At 43.1% G+C, this 17,834-nt stretch carries 15 protein-coding genes; 9 read left to right on the forward strand and 6 right to left on the reverse strand.

Annotated elements, in window-relative coordinates:
- Positions 1 to 51 precede the first annotated feature (51 nt).
- Positions 52 to 813, reverse strand: a complete 762-nt coding sequence (locus DUN60_RS23040) for a hypothetical protein (protein WP_065205848.1) — start codon at positions 811 to 813, stop codon at positions 52 to 54.
- A 132-nt stretch (positions 814 to 945) separates the two neighbouring features.
- Here DUN60_RS23040 and DUN60_RS23045 point away from each other — a divergent pair, with 132 nt between their 5' ends.
- The gene (locus DUN60_RS23045) at positions 946 to 1,902 is read left to right on the forward strand and encodes a LysR family transcriptional regulator (protein ID WP_114635579.1); all 957 of its coding nucleotides are present in this window, start codon (positions 946 to 948) and stop codon (positions 1,900 to 1,902) included.
- Positions 1,903 to 2,223: 321 nt separating this feature from the next.
- On the opposite strand, the gene DUN60_RS23050 is transcribed toward DUN60_RS23045, so the two are convergent.
- Positions 2,224 to 3,231, reverse strand: a complete 1,008-nt coding sequence (locus tag DUN60_RS23050; protein ID WP_114635580.1) for an AraC family transcriptional regulator — start codon at positions 3,229 to 3,231, stop codon at positions 2,224 to 2,226.
- A gap of 133 nt (positions 3,232 to 3,364) precedes the next feature.
- On the opposite strand from DUN60_RS23050, the gene DUN60_RS23055 reads away from it, so the two are divergent.
- From DUN60_RS23055 to cspE, 5 genes are all read left to right on the forward strand, one after another.
- Positions 3,365 to 3,715: an MFS transporter gene (locus DUN60_RS23055; RefSeq protein ID WP_114635581.1), complete on the forward strand. Its 351-nt coding sequence runs from the start codon at positions 3,365 to 3,367 to the stop codon at positions 3,713 to 3,715.
- On the forward strand, positions 3,709 to 4,932 hold the full coding sequence (locus DUN60_RS23060; RefSeq protein ID WP_114635582.1) for an HlyD family secretion protein: 1,224 nt from the start codon (positions 3,709 to 3,711) through the stop codon (positions 4,930 to 4,932). The genes DUN60_RS23055 and DUN60_RS23060 overlap by 7 nt, the downstream gene beginning before the upstream one ends.
- A 703-nt stretch (positions 4,933 to 5,635) precedes the next feature.
- Entirely contained in the window at positions 5,636 to 6,874 is a 1,239-nt protein-coding gene (gene codB, locus DUN60_RS23065) for a cytosine permease (RefSeq protein ID WP_114635583.1), read from the forward strand.
- Positions 6,875 to 6,883: 9 nt separating this feature from the next.
- Positions 6,884 to 8,161, forward strand: a complete 1,278-nt coding sequence (locus tag DUN60_RS23070) for a cytosine deaminase (protein ID WP_017079618.1) — start codon at positions 6,884 to 6,886, stop codon at positions 8,159 to 8,161.
- A gap of 360 nt (positions 8,162 to 8,521) precedes the next feature.
- Positions 8,522 to 8,734: a transcription antiterminator/RNA stability regulator CspE gene (gene cspE, locus DUN60_RS23075; protein ID WP_004730009.1), complete on the forward strand. Its 213-nt coding sequence runs from the start codon at positions 8,522 to 8,524 to the stop codon at positions 8,732 to 8,734.
- A gap of 7 nt (positions 8,735 to 8,741) precedes the next feature.
- Here cspE and DUN60_RS24925 read toward each other — a convergent pair whose 3' ends face one another.
- Positions 8,742 to 8,870, reverse strand: a complete 129-nt coding sequence (locus DUN60_RS24925) for a hypothetical protein (RefSeq protein WP_267136161.1) — start codon at positions 8,868 to 8,870, stop codon at positions 8,742 to 8,744.
- 248 nt (positions 8,871 to 9,118) lie between these two features.
- Here DUN60_RS24925 and DUN60_RS23080 point away from each other — a divergent pair, with 248 nt between their 5' ends.
- Complete coding sequence (locus DUN60_RS23080) at positions 9,119 to 10,135, forward strand: GGDEF domain-containing protein (protein WP_114635584.1); 1,017 nt, start codon at positions 9,119 to 9,121, stop codon at positions 10,133 to 10,135.
- 186 nt (positions 10,136 to 10,321) lie between these two features.
- Here DUN60_RS23080 and DUN60_RS23085 read toward each other — a convergent pair whose 3' ends face one another.
- A complete protein-coding gene (locus DUN60_RS23085) occupies positions 10,322 to 10,918 on the reverse strand; it encodes an aldolase/citrate lyase/malate synthase family protein (protein ID WP_114635585.1) in 597 nt (198 codons plus the stop codon).
- A 169-nt stretch (positions 10,919 to 11,087) separates the two neighbouring features.
- Between DUN60_RS23085 and DUN60_RS23090 the strand changes: the two genes are divergently transcribed.
- On the forward strand, positions 11,088 to 12,617 hold the full coding sequence (locus DUN60_RS23090; protein WP_114635586.1) for a DUF3612 domain-containing protein: 1,530 nt from the start codon (positions 11,088 to 11,090) through the stop codon (positions 12,615 to 12,617).
- Positions 12,618 to 13,178: 561 nt separating this feature from the next.
- Here the strand turns inward: DUN60_RS23090 and DUN60_RS23095 are convergent.
- Together DUN60_RS23095 and DUN60_RS23100 are read right to left on the reverse strand one after the other, a co-directional pair.
- Positions 13,179 to 14,774, reverse strand: coding sequence for a DEAD/DEAH box helicase (locus DUN60_RS23095; RefSeq protein ID WP_017079614.1), 1,596 nt, complete (start codon positions 14,772 to 14,774; stop codon positions 13,179 to 13,181).
- A 164-nt stretch (positions 14,775 to 14,938) separates the two neighbouring features.
- Positions 14,939 to 16,294: a diguanylate cyclase gene (locus tag DUN60_RS23100; protein WP_114635587.1), complete on the reverse strand. Its 1,356-nt coding sequence runs from the start codon at positions 16,292 to 16,294 to the stop codon at positions 14,939 to 14,941.
- 283 nt (positions 16,295 to 16,577) lie between these two features.
- Here DUN60_RS23100 and DUN60_RS23105 point away from each other — a divergent pair, with 283 nt between their 5' ends.
- The gene (locus DUN60_RS23105) at positions 16,578 to 17,726 is read left to right on the forward strand and encodes a DUF3541 domain-containing protein (protein ID WP_114635588.1); all 1,149 of its coding nucleotides are present in this window, start codon (positions 16,578 to 16,580) and stop codon (positions 17,724 to 17,726) included.
- Positions 17,727 to 17,834 lie beyond the last annotated feature (108 nt).

Below are 17,834 nucleotides of genomic sequence, written 5' to 3' on the forward strand. Positions count from 1 at the left end.
GACAGTAACTTCAAACGCTGAACTCTCGAGTTCAGCGTTTTACTCTCGGTGTTAGAAGCGGTAATCAATACCAATTGAGGCCGTCACTTCTTCGGAAGTTTCATCAATGCCGCGCTCATTTTGGATAGAAATTACATCGTATTTAAATTCAAACATGATGTTGAAGTCTTTGTCTTGAACCTTAGTTTTAATGCCTTGCAACCACATTAGATTAGCCACCTGCATTTCAGCACCACCGTATGATGAGCCAAGATTTATATTAAACACAGAGAAGTGGGTATCGTTCCAAGGGTGTAGCGCGTACATGTTAACTGAGCCTAAGTGAGCTTCTTCATTACCCTGTAGAGGCACGCCTAGTCCATTCAATGTTGAGTATGCATCACCGCCGTCGACATATGTATAGTTCAACGAAGGGAAGAACAAGGTGCCATCTTCACTACCTAGAGGCAGCATATAGCCTGTGGTGTACATGTTAGCGGCGTCTTTTAGTTGGTAAACGTCAACATAGACACCACCAAAAGAATCAAAATGAGCGGCTCTCAATCGAGCATTCTCTGACTGAGTGTAATATTCAGCAAAACCAACGGTCTGGGATATATCACTCGTTAGCCCTGAAGCACCACCACCAGCAAGGAGCTTGAGCTCTCCTTCATCGTCTGAAAATACCGCCGCTCTCATGCTGCTGTTTCGAGGGTCCGCATCATGATACTCATGACTGTTTTTTTCAGAATTTTGCTCTGCAAATACCGAAGTTGAAGCTAAAACTAATGCTGTGCTTATTAAAGAAAGAGAAGCTATTTTAATATTTTTCATTGTATACACCAAAACTGACACTTAAGAAGATGGTGCCACTATATGTAGATGACTATTTCCACGCTACTTATACGAAAAATAAGCATCACTTATTCTATCGATTAATAATTTTAAGCAGAGGCTAGGAATATTATGTACAAAAAATATAATGAACAGGTGAACCTAAATTATCTACGCGTGTTTGATGCTATTTATATTCATAGAAGCACCAAGTTAGCTGCATCGGTATTGGGTATTAGCCAATCGGCGGTTAGCCAAACATTAGCGAAATTACGTGACTATACTGGTGACAAGTTATTTTATTCAGCCAATGGTCAATTACAGTCAACCCATAGAGCAGATGCTATTGGTTCGGGCTTAAATGAGCAACTCGATGCGTTAGACAATCGGATCTTTTCAGAGCTTTTTGAAGATCCAAGTGAATTCGATGGTGAGCTCACTATCGCAGTATCAAGTGTATTCCTTGAAGCTATGGCTACAGAATTAACTAGCTCGGTTGTGTTTAACTCATTTCCAAAAGCAAAACTGAATGTTACCACCTGGACAGATCGAACACTCACCGACATACAAAATGGCGATGTCCATATTGGGTTGAATTTCGGCCCAATTGACACTCCGAAATCGATCCGTTCCGTTGAGCTAACTTCCAGTGAACCCATTGTTATCATGAGAAAAGGCCACCCATGGTCTCATGGTAATTTCAAATTGGAACACTTTAACCATTATCCTACAGGAGGGATTCTTGTTCCTGGACTGACTAACTTTAACGCGATACTTGAACGTCGACATCCTGAGATTTTTGATTTCAAATACCGGTCTGCCAGTATGTCTGTTTTAACATGCCTCGCTGAGCACTCAGACATTCTAGCGATAACAGAGACGCTCTCAGCATCGATGTGTCCGAGCTCTATTGATTGCGTACAACCTGCATGGCTAACTGATTTAGCTCCTGAAAAAACGTATCATGCAATTTATTACCTAGAACGAAATCACAACCACCCTTTATATCGATTCTGTATCAATATTGTCCGTAACTCTCTTCAAGAGAAATTACATATATTAAAAACAAAAACCGAAATTAACATATAGCCATTACGTATATTTACTGCTTACATGTGACTAAAAAAATGATAATGAAGTGGTGATTTTTAATATTTAAATAAATCATAGAAAATTATGACTCACTTTCTTAAACGCCACTTTATTTGCAGTATTTTTTCTGCACAGTGTTTATTTTAGTTCCATTAAGGTCGTAATTCTCGATATAAATAAAATTGGACACCCACCATTGGTGAGTAAATACTCTATGAAACGTGTACTCGTCACCACCTGTACCTATATCCGGGCTACTGGTATAAAAATTACAAGATCAGAAGACAGTAAGTGCCTAGGATAATCAAGTCGAGTCATTCAAAGACCGTTTTTTAAGCGCTCAATATATTGCTTGGGCGTCAAACCTCGATGTTTCTTAAACATCCGATTAAAGCTCGCAACGTTGGTATAACCTAACCTCGTCGCGACTTCTTCCACTGGCACTGAATACACCAAGAGCTCTACAGCCACGTTGCTTAACGCATAACCCATAATTGTTGAGAAATTAACGCCAGCTTTATGCAATTTTCGCTGGAACTGCTGTTCAGATAAACCGAGTAGACTGGAAACTTTATGCAGCGTTGGCAGGCCAAAATGACGGCTGTAATTGATCATCTCGTAGGTCACCTTGTGCTCGTCCTCTGCGTCGGGCATGTTGAGATAGTTATCCAAGTCATGAAAATTCATCGCCAGATTTGTTTTACTATTCGATGGTGATTGATTGATGGATAACCTCGACTCACTAGGGATCCAAACTTCAGTGCGCGGCTGCCCCCACTGAATCGTGCAACCGAAATACTCTTGGTAAAGATCGACGTTATCTCGGTGGCCCGCAATTGATACCGCAACGGGTTTAAAATCATCACCCAAATATCGACGTAAAATCTTCATAATGAAAATTGCGACTCTTATCGAGTCATGCACTTTACCCGTTTCCGAGTACGCAGGGTTGTCGTAGCACCATTTAATCATTGTCCCTACCTGTGCACCATATAAGAAAGCACCCGACTGCAAACAATGAAGTCCGATGTTGACTCTACGGATCGTCGAAGCAAGATCATGCCCAGAAAAAAACCAATTAGTTAAAGGGCCTAACCTTTCAATATCAACTCGATCAGCCAATTTCAAAATGATATCCGGATCATTGGTTTGTAATTCCAACAAGCCAAACCATTTGTCGACTTCACTAACTGGAATAAGGTTCATTGAATTATTAAATACAGACTTCGGAATACCCAAACTGTCCGCATTAACCATAGGATTCGTCACGGCGTGCCGATAGATTCCCAAAATCCCTAACGCTCTTAAGAAGTTACAATTACTCACTAATGGCAGTCCTTTATAAATCCAATGACAGATCAAATCATATAAATAGCATTATCGAAGTAATTAGTAAATTTACAACTTGTAAATCCTACACCCATCACACTCGGTGCATCATTTAACTTAGGGTTTATCAATGAGTTTAGTAAGTGTCCCATTTGTCGGAACCGGCGCCGATACCGCTCTACACGTAATAGCAGGCGTTGTATTGATCGCAACTATCGCTGCTGCATGTTACGGATTCTGGCGTGTGCATGAATTACCAATCAATAAAGCTCACAGCAAAGAGCACCAACAACTCGGCTTAATCACCGCATTAACTTGGATTGGTTTTATCTGGCACTGGGTATGGGTACTCGCCGTCATCTTGGCCTTTGTTGATATGGAAAAAGCGATCATCAATCTGAGAGACACCTGGAAAGCGCCGACAAAGTCTGACGTTCAACCAGAACACAGTGATAAAAATGAGGAGAACCCAGCATGTTAGAAGGCTTAGCTATTTGGGCACTGTTCATTTACTTACTGAGATTGGTAGGTATGCCTTGGAACAAAGGCACCAAAGCGTTTGCTTACTTAGGTGGTACATCTTGGTTAATGTTCGTATGGGTTGGGTTAATCAACTTCACGCCGATGGATCTCTCGGGCGGTTCAGTTGTTCAATCTCCGCATATTCAATTACGTCCGGACTCAACAGCGGTCACAGGAAAAACCACCAAGGTTCACATCAGCCCAAACCAAGATGTGGTTGAAGGGCAACTTCTTTACGAAATTGATGACACCAAATATGTGATTGCGAGAGACAAAGCAAGCGTTCAACTGGAGTCAACAAAAGTCGCTTTAGACACAGCTCGCCAAGAAGTCAGCATTGCTAAAATTAGCTACCAGTCGGCGCTAGAAGACATCAAAACATCTATTGCACAGATAGAGTCAGCAAAGACAGATCTAGTGCTGCAATCTAAGACCCTTGACCGGTACCAGAAACAAAACAGCGTCGTAGAACATACGATTACAGAAACTGACATCGACCAACAAACAGCAAAGGTTGACCTAGCAACTCACAATGTCACCACGCTGGAGTCACAACTCAGTAAAAAAGAAGTCGATGCCGAGAATGCGAAATTAAATATCCACAAAGCTGAAACCAATGTGAGCAAGAAGCAAACTGAGGTTGATTCTTCTAAGGCAACACTGGCGCAAGCACAATGGGATCTAAACAGCACCAAAGTCACTGCACCGACTGACGGCTTTGTAACGAACTTTATCCTTCGTGAGGGTCAGCGCGTTTCGATGATGCCTCGTATCCAGATGTATACCGAAGAGAAGTACGTATTGATGCGAGTCAATCACCAAGCGATTCGCAATGTTAAGGTGGGTCAGCCAGCAGAATTTTCGACCGCGGTATACCCGGGGAAAATATTCTCTGCAACCGTAGAAGGCATTGTTGAAGCGACGGGTGAGGCACAAGCTAGCTTATTAGGTATTGATGAACAGGTTCGCGTTACCACAGGCAGAAACCTCCAGAACAAACACCACTTTGTTCGCTTAAAAATTGACGAAGCGGAAGGTTACGATATTCCTGTCGGCTCCGTTGGACTAGCTTGGGTAAGCGGTGAGAAGCCAATTGGCTTTATGGGCTTCCTAGACGTAATACGCGGGATTATCATTCGAATGAAATCTCAGTTGTACTTCTTTTACTCAATCTAACTTAAGTAACAAGTAAATCAATACAAAGCCAGTATGCACTTAAAGCATGCTGGCTTTTTTAGGGAAGAACAAAGACGAGCTAGTACTAACTGTCGGCATAAAATACAAAATAGTTCTTATTACATAGCTTAGACAACCCACCCGCATTTGCATAATGCATTTCCATTTTGCAAATTTATAATTTTAAAACGCGAAAAATCAGCTTAAATACGCACCAAATTGCTATAAAACACCCCTTTTACGTGGTTTTAAAAGTTGGCACACTAACTGCAATGGTTACAGTGACCCTTCTTAAGCCGAGGGTCACCTAGCCAACTGACGTTGTTAGTGAACCTTTGTTGTTCACGATATATATAGGCCAATTGCGAATATTGCGATTGGCCATTTTTTTGCCTGTCATTTAAGAAACATCACTCGCTCAATATACAGACACCCATTCATAAATATAATAACTAACATTCATAGCCAACCATGAACAACAGATACCCGATGCGTTATAGAAAACGTTTTCTATTTATTTTAATTAAAAAAACATAAAACATAACCTTATGTTTTATATTGCTTTTAGTTAAACAACTGATGCCATTCCGCCTTTATTGACAAAATTAGCATTGACTACGTGATTTATATCACCATAATGCGCACGTTTGCCTGCGATACGGCGACCGTTAAATTTAATTTTGATCATTTGCGGAGGTAAAAAATGGCTGCTGATAATAACTACAGTCTTGGGCCGGTTCCTACATCGGCTAGGAAAGGAGTCGCTTCACTCACCATGGTAATGCTTGGACTCACTTTCTTCTCTGCAAGTATGTGGACAGGTGGTTCACTCGGGACAGGTCTTTCATTCAACGATTTCTTCCTCGCCGTACTCATCGGTAACCTAATTCTCGGTATTTACACTTCTTTTCTTGGCTACATCGGCTCATCTACTGGCCTCTCTACTCACCTCCTTGCTCGTTTCTCTTTCGGTACTAAAGGCTCATGGCTTCCTTCTGCTTTACTTGGTGGTACACAAGTCGGTTGGTTTGGTGTGGGCGTTGCCATGTTTGCCATTCCAGTTCAGAAAGCCACGGGCATTGATACCAACACCTTGATTGTTGTATCAGGCTTGTTGATGACGGGTACGGTGTACTTCGGTATTAAAGCACTCATGGTGCTTTCAGCGATTGCGGTTCCTGCAATTGCAATTCTGGGTGGTTACTCAGTACTGACTGCGGTAGACAGTGTTGGCGGGCTAGAACAGCTACAACTGATTGAGCCGGAAACACCAATGAACTTCTCAATGGCGTTAGCAATGGTTGTCGGTTCATTCGTGAGTGCAGGTACGTTAACTGCCGATTTCGTTCGCTTTGGTAAAAAGCCAGCGAGCGCAGTGTTAATTACCATGGTCGCATTCTTCATCGGTAACTCACTGATGTTTATTTTTGGCGCGGCAGGTGCAGCAGCGACGGGTCTCTCTGACATTTCAGATGTGATGATTGCGCAAGGACTACTTCTTCCAGCGATCATCGTTCTTGGCTTGAATATCTGGACAACCAATGAAAACGCACTTTATGCGTCAGGTCTTGGTTTATCCAACATCACTGGTCGCTCAAGTACTACAATGTCTATCATTAACGGTATCGTAGGTACGATTTTCGCGCTTTGGTTGTACAACAACTTCGTCGGCTGGTTAACCTTCCTTTCGCTGGCAATTCCACCCATTGGTGGCGTAATCATCGCCGACTTCTTTGCGAACCGTAAACGTTACAAAGATTTTGCAAAAGCAGAGTTCCAAACCGTTAACTGGGCTGGCATTATCGCGGTAGCAACAGGCGTAGCCGCTGGTCACTTCCTTCCTGGCATCGTTCCTTTGAATGCCGTGTTTGGTGGTGCAATCAGTTACCTCGTGCTTAACCCTCTATTGAATAAAAACGCTCTGAAATCTCAGGCCGCTTAAGGACACACTATGACAACCTTATTAATCAAGAACGCGAAGCTTCAAGACCAAGACGGCTTGAAACAAATCCTGATTGAAAATGGTCAATTTTCTCGCATTCTCGATAATGACGCACCAATCAATCATCAAGGTGACATCCTTGATGCTGAAGGTGGCATTGCAGTTTCTCCTTTCTGTGAACCGCATATTCACCTAGATACGACGCAAACGGCTGGAGAACCTAACTGGAACATCTCTGGTACTTTGTTTGAAGGTATTGAGCGTTGGGCTGAGCGTAAAGAATTGTTATCAATCGAAGACGTAAAGTCTCGTGCGAAACAAACACTGAAATGGCAGATTGCTAACGGTGTTCAACACGTGCGTACTCACGTTGACGTATCTGATCCAACGTTAGTTGCGTTACGCGCGATGGTTGAAGTTCGTGAAGAGATGAAAGAGTGGGTCGACATCCAGATCGTTGCATTCCCTCAGGAAGGTATTCTTTCATACCCTAACGGCAAAGAGTTGCTTGAAGAAGCAGTGAAAATTGGTGCTGACGTTATTGGTGCTATCCCTCACTTCGAATTCACTCGTGAGTACGGTATTGAATCTCTGCACTATGCGTTTGAGCTTGCTCGCAAGTACGACTGTCTGATCGACGTTCACTGTGATGAAATCGATGACGAGCAATCTCGCTTTGTTGAAACACTGGCGGCCCTTGCTCATAAATTCGACATGGGTGATAAGGTAACGGCAAGCCATACGACAGCAATGGGTTCTTACAATGGTGCTTATGCATCTCGCCTATTCCGTCTATTAAAAATGTCTGGCATTAACTTCGTGGCAAACCCGTTAGTGAACATCCACTTACAAGGCCGTTTCGACGACTACCCGAAACGTCGTGGTGTGACTCGTGTTAAAGAGATGCTAGCGGCTAATATCAATGTATGTTTCGGCCATGATGATGTGTTTGACCCATGGTACCCGCTGGGTACAGCGAATATGCTTCAAGTTCTGCACATGGGACTGCACGTAACACAAGTTATGGGCTACGACCAAATTAACACCTCTCTTGATTTAATCAGCAAGAACTCAGCTCGTACATTGAACATCCAAGACAACTACGGTATTGAGGAAGGTAAGCCAGGAAGCCTGCTAATTCTTCCTGCTGACGATGGCTTTGATGCCGTGCGCCGCCAAGTACCAGTGCAGTACTCAATTCGCCACGGCAAGGTAATCGCAGAGACTCAACCAGCGAAAACAAAAATTAATTTAGATAAAACTGAAGATATCAACTTCAAACGATAATATCGTCTATACTAATGATGAAAAGGAGGCTTAGGCGTCCTTTTTACTTTGTCACGGCGTGTGATTTTATAAAACCATCAGCTATTTCAGGTGGTTTTGTTAACGAGCACAACATGACAAGAAAACTCGCTGATTTCTCAATCAATGAGTGTACAACCGGAAAGACTGTGTTAACATGCACTCGCTCTGTTAGCCGGAGTTATTTAAGTTAGATGAATAGTAAAAAATGACATGTAAAATCGTTACCCGTTTTTGTAAGTAGTTTTTCCTTATTTCTTAGCAACATTAAATAATTCAATTATCAGCGCATTGCAGTAATGCAATCAACAATTTAGAAAATTTATGAATAAGGGACAAATTATGTCTAACACAAATACTGGCACTGTAAAATGGTTTAACGAAGAGAAAGGTTTCGGTTTCATTTCTCAAGACAACGGCGGTGCTGACGTATTCGTACACTTCCGTGCAATCGCTTCAGAAGGTTTCAAAACTCTGAAAGAAGGCCAAAAGGTTTCTTTCGAAGTTGAAAACGGTCAAAAAGGCCTACAAGCAGCAAACGTTGTTGCTCAATAATTAGCTTTTAGCTAAAAAGAATTTTAAAGCGCTGATTTTTATCGGCGCTTTTTTGTATCTGCTCATCAATGTTTTCACCCTTTCCCTCTCTCGATTCAAATTTCTGCGTTACTTCTCCAATCGATTCTGAAATCACAGTTCTCTCCCAGACTAAGGTTTTAATAAAAAACTTAACCTATGTTCCATAGTGAATAACCAAAAATATGGTTAAAGAACAATCCATTAGACACCATTTATGAATACGCAATCGATATTCATAATAAAAATGAGTTATTTATCCAATCCTCATCGATTAATCATATAATTTTTAAAGCAAAGACCTGCGAAATCCGCTAACCTTGTCCACAAGTGGCTTGAGTTAGTTTGGTATCTGCAGTAAAAATAATGAAAAAAGACGAATTCCAGAAATCCACCGCTAATCTAAAAAAAGCGGTACCTCTTATGATGAAGAACAGAGTGTCTACCACACCTGCAAATTACGCACTTTGGTACACCTATGTCGATAATGCTATCCCACAGCTAACTAAAGACATGGATGGTGTTTTAGAACACTACGGCATTTGTCCTCCAGCCGTTGGTGAGCAGCTTTACAACAATTACGTTGCGAGCAAATCTGAAACCAATATCAACGATCTTCGCGCTAACCTAGAACTGTTAGTTTCTGAAGTTTCGAATTCAATGAATGATACTCTCACCGATACCTCCGCTTTTTCCGACATGATCGATAAAAGCTTCGAGGATTTGGCTCGTGTTGATAATGAAAGTCTATCGATCGACGAAGTCATGTCGTTGGTTCGTCAGTTGGTTTCTGAGTCTCGTCATATTCGTCACTCTACTCAGTTTTTAAACTCTCAGTTGAACTCTGCAACGTCAGAAATCACCAAGCTAAAAACCCAATTAGTAGAAGTGCAGAAAGATGCGCTCTTTGACAGTACAACGACACTCTATAACCGACGCTCTCTAGATCGTGATTTGGAAACATTATGCGAAGCCAAACAGTCACTATGTCTCATCCTTCTCGATATAGACCATTTTAAAAATTTCAATGACACCTATGGCCACTTGTTTGGCGATATGGTTCTTAAAGGGATAGCTCGCAAGCTGAAGCTAAGTTGTCGTGAGGGTATTTCTGCGTATCGATTTGGTGGTGAAGAGTTCGCACTCATCGTGCCAAACAAGTCTTTGCGTATTGCTCGTCAGCTCGCAGATACTAGTCGACGCTCTCTAGAAAAGCTGTCTATTAAAGATCGTCGCAGTGGTCAACAAGTCGGCAGTATCACCGCATCGTTTGGTGTCGCTGAACTTGAGCCCGGTGAGTCGGCGCAATCACTGATCGAACGAGCTGATAAGTTACTTTACGAAGCGAAATCACTTGGCCGCAACCGAGTCATGCCTCTTTAAGGTTTCACAGCTGGTTCTGCTCAATGAGAAACCGTGAACGCGAATTGATACACATTTAAAAAACAACAAAAAGCCCCAAAGACTAACTAGTACATTAATCTTTGGGGCTTTTTCGTTGGCTATGTGTATCGGCTTAGTACTTACTGGGGTCAAACCCTCCAGCGTTCCAAACCTTATTTCATACGACTAAAGCTGGTAGCAATAATTCAGGCAGTAATCTTCACCACTCTTTGCTCTGAACTCTTTATCTTCGCTGCATGCCTTTGGTTTGCCCTTTGCATCACCTTGAATCAAGCTGATCCAGTGGCGCATTGCTGCAATGGTCTCTTCGCGCATTGTGGTGGTTGCTTCCACTGGCGATTGACCGAACGTGGTGCATGATTCTAACTGAATATCATCGATCTCTACCAATTCAATACACCCTGTCCCTTTATGACATCCAAACATCACTTCTAAGTGACTGCCACTGCCATCTCGGAACAAGATAGAGTCTGGGTCATTCTTCTCACCCATGTACGCTACAAACTGTTTAGGGTGCTTTAGGCCGCTGTGCTGGCCATCTTTAAAGTAAGCCATGATATGGCGGTAATCAACTACGTAGCTGGTTACGTCTTGATGTGAACCATTCTCTAGTGGGAACAGTCGATCAAGCAGCTGTTTTGCTTTCACTTGCTTCTCTATTTGCTGGTTGGCACTGATTGTCTCCACGGCAAAGACAGCTTCAGCGATAAATGGTTTTGATTGTTTTTGGATTTCTGTTTTATCGAATGTAAGCATATTCATAGTCTTTCCCTCTTGACTAGCCCGGTGACAACCACCGATTTCTACAGCAAAAATGTGTCCTAGAGCAATTATTCCAAACTAACGTTTAATTTATTTGTCATTTTGTGAATTGCTTAGTTTGTAGATTAGCGCTTTTTTACATACAATTTCACAACAAAAATTTTACAATGTGAATTTTACAAATATGGCCTTGTCAAAAAGTTTAGTTCGTCAGTCTCATTTCCTAGGTACGAAAATACGTAACCTAAGAAAACGTAACCATTTAACGATGGAAGATCTGTCTGCGCGTTGTATTCGAATCAACCCAGAATACGCACCTTCCGTTTCTTACCTTTCAATGATTGAACGTGGAAAGCGTGTGCCAAGCATCGACATGCTGGAAGTGATTGCGCAGGTTTTTCAGAAGACCCCAACGTGGTTCCTCGACGACGAATCAGAACAACAAGCCATTGCACCTGACAAAGGGAATCGTGGTGGGATAAGTGGCATGGCACTCGAGCCTAGCTTTCTTTTCTCCAACGACATCCTGCAGATTGCGATTCCTGAGATGCTGTCACAAACGGGGATCTCTGGCCGTCAGTTTGCGCACCTCTTGATTAGGGCACACCAAGAAAGCAACCAGAACCACTTCCCTGACCTTGAGCGCGCCGCAGAGGAGGTTGGCCTAAAACGTCTTAACCTCAGCGTAGAAGACCTTATAGACATCGCTAGAACGCTTGGTATTAATATCCGCTGGGTTACGCGCACGCCGCAAGACGTGGTTGACGAGCTAGGAATTAATGCCAAGCAACTGGTTACTTCATTCTTTGAGCCTCCCGGTACGATCTTTTTAAACGAAATTCTCAAAGAGTACCCCACTCGTCTGAAATACGATCTCTCGGTTTATATCGGCCATTGCATTCTGCATAGTAAAGAAGGCCTAAAGAGTGTGTTGTCGGTCGGTAACAACAACACATGGGATGACAACCAGGTTTCAGGCTCTTCACAGCTGAACTCTCAAGACATTCTGCAAGCGTGGCGAGACTTTGAATCCAGTTTCTTTGCAGGAGCACTTCTGTGCCCGAAAGTCCCGTTTAGACAGCTGCTAGACCGCACTGGTTACGAAATAGACGTTCATAAGAGAGCGGGGGTTTCCCCCTCTGTTGCGATGCGGAGAATGACGGTAGTATCGCCCTACCCTCACTGGCACTACTTTGATGCTTATGGGCCGGGGAAACTCAAGGCGGTATACCGCGGGAACGGGATTCCACTGCCTTGGGGGAATATGAGAACGGTCGCTGACCCATGTCAACATTGGGCTGTATTCCGTCGATTGTCAGAGCCTCAGGCAGGTAGCTCAGCTCAGATCTCCATTTTAAATGTGGGAGATGAGCCAAGAATCTATTGCTGTGAATCCATCAATATGACGGATCCTGCGGGTAACAATCGTGTGTTGTGTGCTGGTATAGACTTAAACCCAGCGATTGATGCTCAAGGCGGTAATTCAAGAGATATAGCAGAGCAGCTTAAGGCGTCATGCGTCAACAATGGCGGCTCTGTGGTAATCCCGCGTAACATCAAGAAAGATCTCACGACAATAGCCAAGATTCTAAATATAAATTGGATTGAACGTGGGATTGAGACAGAGGCTAGGCTTATCTGCTCCAGAGGTGGAGAGTGCCCTCGCCAACCAAGCTGTTACTCGAAGTGTGGTGAGTAAAAAAGTAAAACCAACAAGTAGAACTCAAAATTCAGGCAAAAAAAAACCAACCACAATAAAGGTGATTGGTCATATATTTTGTGTGAACAATATGGGTTCACTAACAACGTCAGTTGGCTAGGTGACCCTCGGCTTAAGAAGGGTCACCATTACTTATGCAGCATACGTGCCAACTTTTAAAACACGTATTTACTAAGCATCTGAACACGTATTGGCCGTAAATCCCTGCTTGTTTTGCAAACTGGAATTGCAAATTGCAAAGAACCACAAAAACGCTAGTGATTATGTTGTTATTAATAAATCATTAACGAATCATTACCTTTCCTCTCAATAGCGTGTTTCTTCTTGATTCAGTAGTTTTTACAGCCAAGAAATCACTTCTAATTCGCAAAATAATACCCATAAAAAAACGCGAACATTGAAATTCAATATTCGCGCTTATTCGAGTTAAATTGCAGAAATTCGCTACGCTAATAAACGAGAACCTTTTAAAAAAAGTAATTCTCGTTACTGAAACGCTACAAAGCTACCTTATCAACCTTTCGGTCTACCAAAGAGCTACTATTTCTGAGGTGCAGGCTTAGAACGGCTTCTAGATGGTGAAGGCTTGTTACCTGTAGGCTTATTACCTGCTGATTTGTTCGATGGTTTGCTCGAGCCATTACCGCCACCGAAACCAGACTTCTTAGGTTTACCTGCACCAGCTGGCTTACCAGAACTATTCGTAGAAGGCTTGTTTGCCGCATTACCACGCTTATAGTTACTGCCATTATTTCTTAAAGATTTATCATCACCCGCAACTGTTGAGTTACTGTCAGAAGCTTTGTTGCCTGAATTAGGCTTGTTCGCATTAGGCTTACGCTTAGGAGCAGAACCTGAACCAGAGACATGACGCTTGTTCTTACCTGCTGGTTTGTGCCCGCGAGCATTCTCACCAGAACGTTGACCATCAGAGTGTTCACGTGTCTTTTTCGGCTTCTTAGGCTTAATCGGACGCGAATCCAAACGAGATTCAGGCAGTTTGTTTACAGGTGCAAAACCTTCAAGTTCACGGCGCTCAAGCACTTGCTGAATAAGACGCTCGATACCAAACAGTTCACCCACTTCATCAGCACAAACCAATGAAATTGCCTTACCCACTTCACCAGCACGGCCAGTACGACCAATACGGTGAACGTAGTCTTCTGATACGTTTGGAAGGTCGAAATTCACTACTTGAGGCAGTTGCGGAATATCGATACCACGCGCTGCAATATCTGTCGCCACTAATACTCGGACTTTACCCGTTTTGAAGTTCTCTAGGGCTTTAGTACGCGCGCCTTGGCTCTTGTTACCATGAATAGGAGCCGCTGAGATGCCTTGCTCGTCAAGGAAGTGTGAAAGCTTGTTTGCGCCATGTTTCGTTTTGCTAAACACAAGTACTTGTCGCCAATCATTATCTTTGATGAGCTTCGCTAGCATTGCGCTTTTTTTCTTTTTATCTACTGGGTAGATGCTTTGCTCAACGGTTGGTGCTGTTGAGTTCGCAGGGCTTACCGAGATTTCAACTGGGTTGTTTACTAAGCCTTTCGCCAAGCCACGAATATCATCAGAGAACGTCGCAGAGAACAGTAGGTTCTGGCGCTTCTTAGGTAGAAAAGCCAAGATCTTACGGATATCGCGAATGAAGCCCATGTCTAGCATGCGGTCAGCTTCATCTAGCACTAGAATTTCTAGTTGATCAAAACGCACAGCATTTTGGTTGTATAGGTCAAGTAGACGACCCGGTGTTGCTACCAGTACATCACTACCTTTACGCAGTTTTTGCATCTGAGGGTTAATTTTCACACCACCAAACACCACCGTAGAAGTAAGAGGTAAGTTAATACCGTACTTCACTACGCTGCCATTCACTTGCGCAGCAAGCTCACGGGTTGGTGTTAGCACTAGCGCACGTACTTGGTTCTGACGTACGCGAGGGCCTTTTGACAACATTTCAAGAATAGGTAGCGTGAAGCCTGCAGTTTTACCTGTACCTGTTTGAGCAGCGGCCATAACATCTTTGCCCGTTAGGACAGCAGGTACGGCTTTCTCTTGTATTGGTGATGGCTTATCGTAACCTTGTGCTTCAATAGCTTTAAGGATCGGTTCAGAAAGGCCCAGGGAGGTAAAACTCATAGATTATTTTCTCAGTTGAATAACATTTAGTATGAGCAACGCGCAGAAAGAAGTCGTTGCTACAGCTTTCGCTCATCAATTAGATTGATAAGGAGCAAAGCGCGGTATTCTGAGGCTTTTCCCCACATTCAGCAACTAAATTCTAATCACAGCTCCAATTCAACCTACATAACTTGCCGCTTCTGTTCGTACATTTTTTCATCAGCCGCTTTCAAGAGTGCATCGACATCATCGTAGTTATTGTTATGAATAACCCAACCAACACTGATTCGAAGATAAATTGAGTACGTCTCGTAGACCACTGGTGTCGTACATATCACCTTACGAAGTTTAGCCACAATCGACGATACATGTTGGTCATCGATGATGCGTGGCAATAAGACTAAGAACTCATCCCCCCCTATCCTTGCCACGATGTCTGAGCCGCGCAACTCACTCTTTATACGCTTAGCACATTCAACTAATACCTGATCGCCGGCCGCATGACCAAACGTGTCGTTGATCGCTTTAAACCCATCCAGATCGATATTGACAACCGCAAAGGTTCTCGCTCTCTGCTTTTGAGTGGTTTTAAATGCCTGCTTGAGGCTGTACATGAAGTATCGACGATTCGGTAACATCGTAAGCTCATCATGCATAGAACGGCTATCAGCAATTAGATACAGGCGATAAATAGTAATAAAGGCAATCGCTAGTACTAGCATTATGGTGTAACCCACCAGCCTTACCGCTTGAACTCGATACCAAGGCACGTCCATCAATACATGCTCATTACCGGAGAGAGCAAGGTACCAACCACCGTAAGGAAAGCTCACCTGCTCGGTGGCAAACGCATTATCGAACACATCCTGGGTGCCATAAAAGACTGGGCCATCTTTACCCGAACTGTTGGCACCGCGAATCGCGAGTTCGTACTTGTTCTCGATTTTCCCAATTCCGACATCTTCAAACAGCTCATCTAAGCCAATAACAGCACTGGATACACCCCAATAGTCTTGATTAAAAGGTGGGTCTCGAAAGATCGGGGTTCTCGTAATGAGTGCTTGACCACCTTGAAATAATTCAAAAGGCCCAGCAATAAAAGTGTTACCGAGATTACGGGCTATCTCAACAGACTCCCATTGGTTGGGATAATCGCGATAATTAATACCAAGAATCTGCTCATTGCCTTCCATAGGGAAAACAAAGTTTAGAATGTCGTCTTTGGCGAGTCCAATAAGTCGAATATGGAAGCCATCTTGAATGATATTCTCAGCAATCTTGTCCCAATTCTTCACCTCACCATCAGGGTTGATGGTCACTAAGGTAGAGAAATTGTTGAGGATATACATATCAGACACGATCGCGGCTTCGATCCGAGAACGAATAATGGATAATTGTTTTTTCCCCTCAGAATAAGACTCATTCTTAAGAAAAGTTAATTGCTTGGCGTGAAAGAACTCAATCGCGCCTACTATCGCTAGGAAAAAAAGAAAAGATACTACTTTGGCAGACCACTGCTTGCTAGAACCACTTGGCATTTACGAACCTCTAACACTTTTGTTCTATATACTGCCTTATAACGGCTCATTTCTGGCTTATTCCTCCAGTATGCCGCTAAGTCACTAAAAATCTATACTAACGTCTACTATCTATCAAATATTGTGCCATTCATCACTTCAGGTCTGTTGGTTATACTAATTGCTTAATCAAAAAGGGTTAGTGAACCTTATAAAGCTTACATTGTATTGACTCAAACCTTACATTAAAGGATTCATCGATGTTATTTTACATAGACTATTAATCAGCTTGGTACCTCACGACATGAAGCTAAAAACGATTACACTGTGCACATTACTATCAGCCTCAGTTACGGTCTCTGTTCACGCACAAGAGAACGCTCTGGCGACAAATGTACCGAGTATTCAAACCCAAGCAGATTCTCTTAACTCTCATGAACAATCTTTCAAACAATCTGCAAACCTCATTCGTACGACCTACGAAAGCCAACTTTATACCCTGCCAGCCTTCAAAGAGGGTCACTATGGTTTGCGTATGTATCGCCAAACATTAGACGATAAATATTCTGCTGCGGTATGGAGTGACATGGCACGAGTGGCAAGTAAGCTCAGCACCCTGTCTAATGACGTTCATACCATGGAACAAATCGTTCTCTACTCAGAGAAGCGCGTTGCTTCTTATGTTGGCGATAACGATGAGCGCAGTGTTCGACGCTACAACATCACCAAGCACATGCCTGAATACCTTTATCTTGGTGTTGATCTTCTTGGCTCAATGGCACGTGCCAACGAATACGGCCTAGAACATCAGAATGATACCAAACTGCGTGAGATCATCCGTCGCTATGACTTCTCGCGATACGTGACCAACGAAGACATGGTGAAAGCGTGGGCGGCTCAACTCGCCAATCAAGTCTACTGGCTGCGCCAACTGGGTGAACAAGATGTCGTTGATGAGTTCGTCGACACCTTCAAGAAAGCGTATCCAGACGATGAAGATAAGAAGCTTTCAAGCCAGCAATTTGGCAACAAACTCTATGGCATGACACACGTCATCTTTGGCGATTCCGAGTACTATCAGCATCAAGTGAGCGAGCAAGATCATCAATGGATCTACGACTACTTCAGAGAAAACATCGATACGATTCTGCTGCGTGCGAAAGAAGATGTGATTGCTGAGGTTGGATTAACCTTCTTACTGGCAGGTTTAGAAGATGACCCAGTTGTCGAGAAAACTCGGCTCGCGATTCAAGCTTCTATCGATGAGAAACAAGGCATGATTCCTTCTATCACTGGTGATTTTGATCTTGAGTACGGTGAACACCGCAACGTGTTAGCAATCATGCTGCTCGATTGGCAGCAAGTGAATGAAGCGCCGACCTATGAAGGCAATCCTAAAGTGTTTACTAACATCCCTTACGGACTTATTAAAAACCAACCACCGAAGAACTAGCAGCATACCTAGCCTAGGTTGGTCATAGAACCCAAAAAGCCGCATACCTTTCAAGGCCTGCGGCTTTTTTAATTCTTTCCACACCATCACTTCGATCTGGCTCAAGTT

It is taken from the genome of Vibrio splendidus, assembly GCF_003345295.1.
Lineage (GTDB): Bacteria > Pseudomonadota > Gammaproteobacteria > Enterobacterales > Vibrionaceae > Vibrio > Vibrio splendidus_K.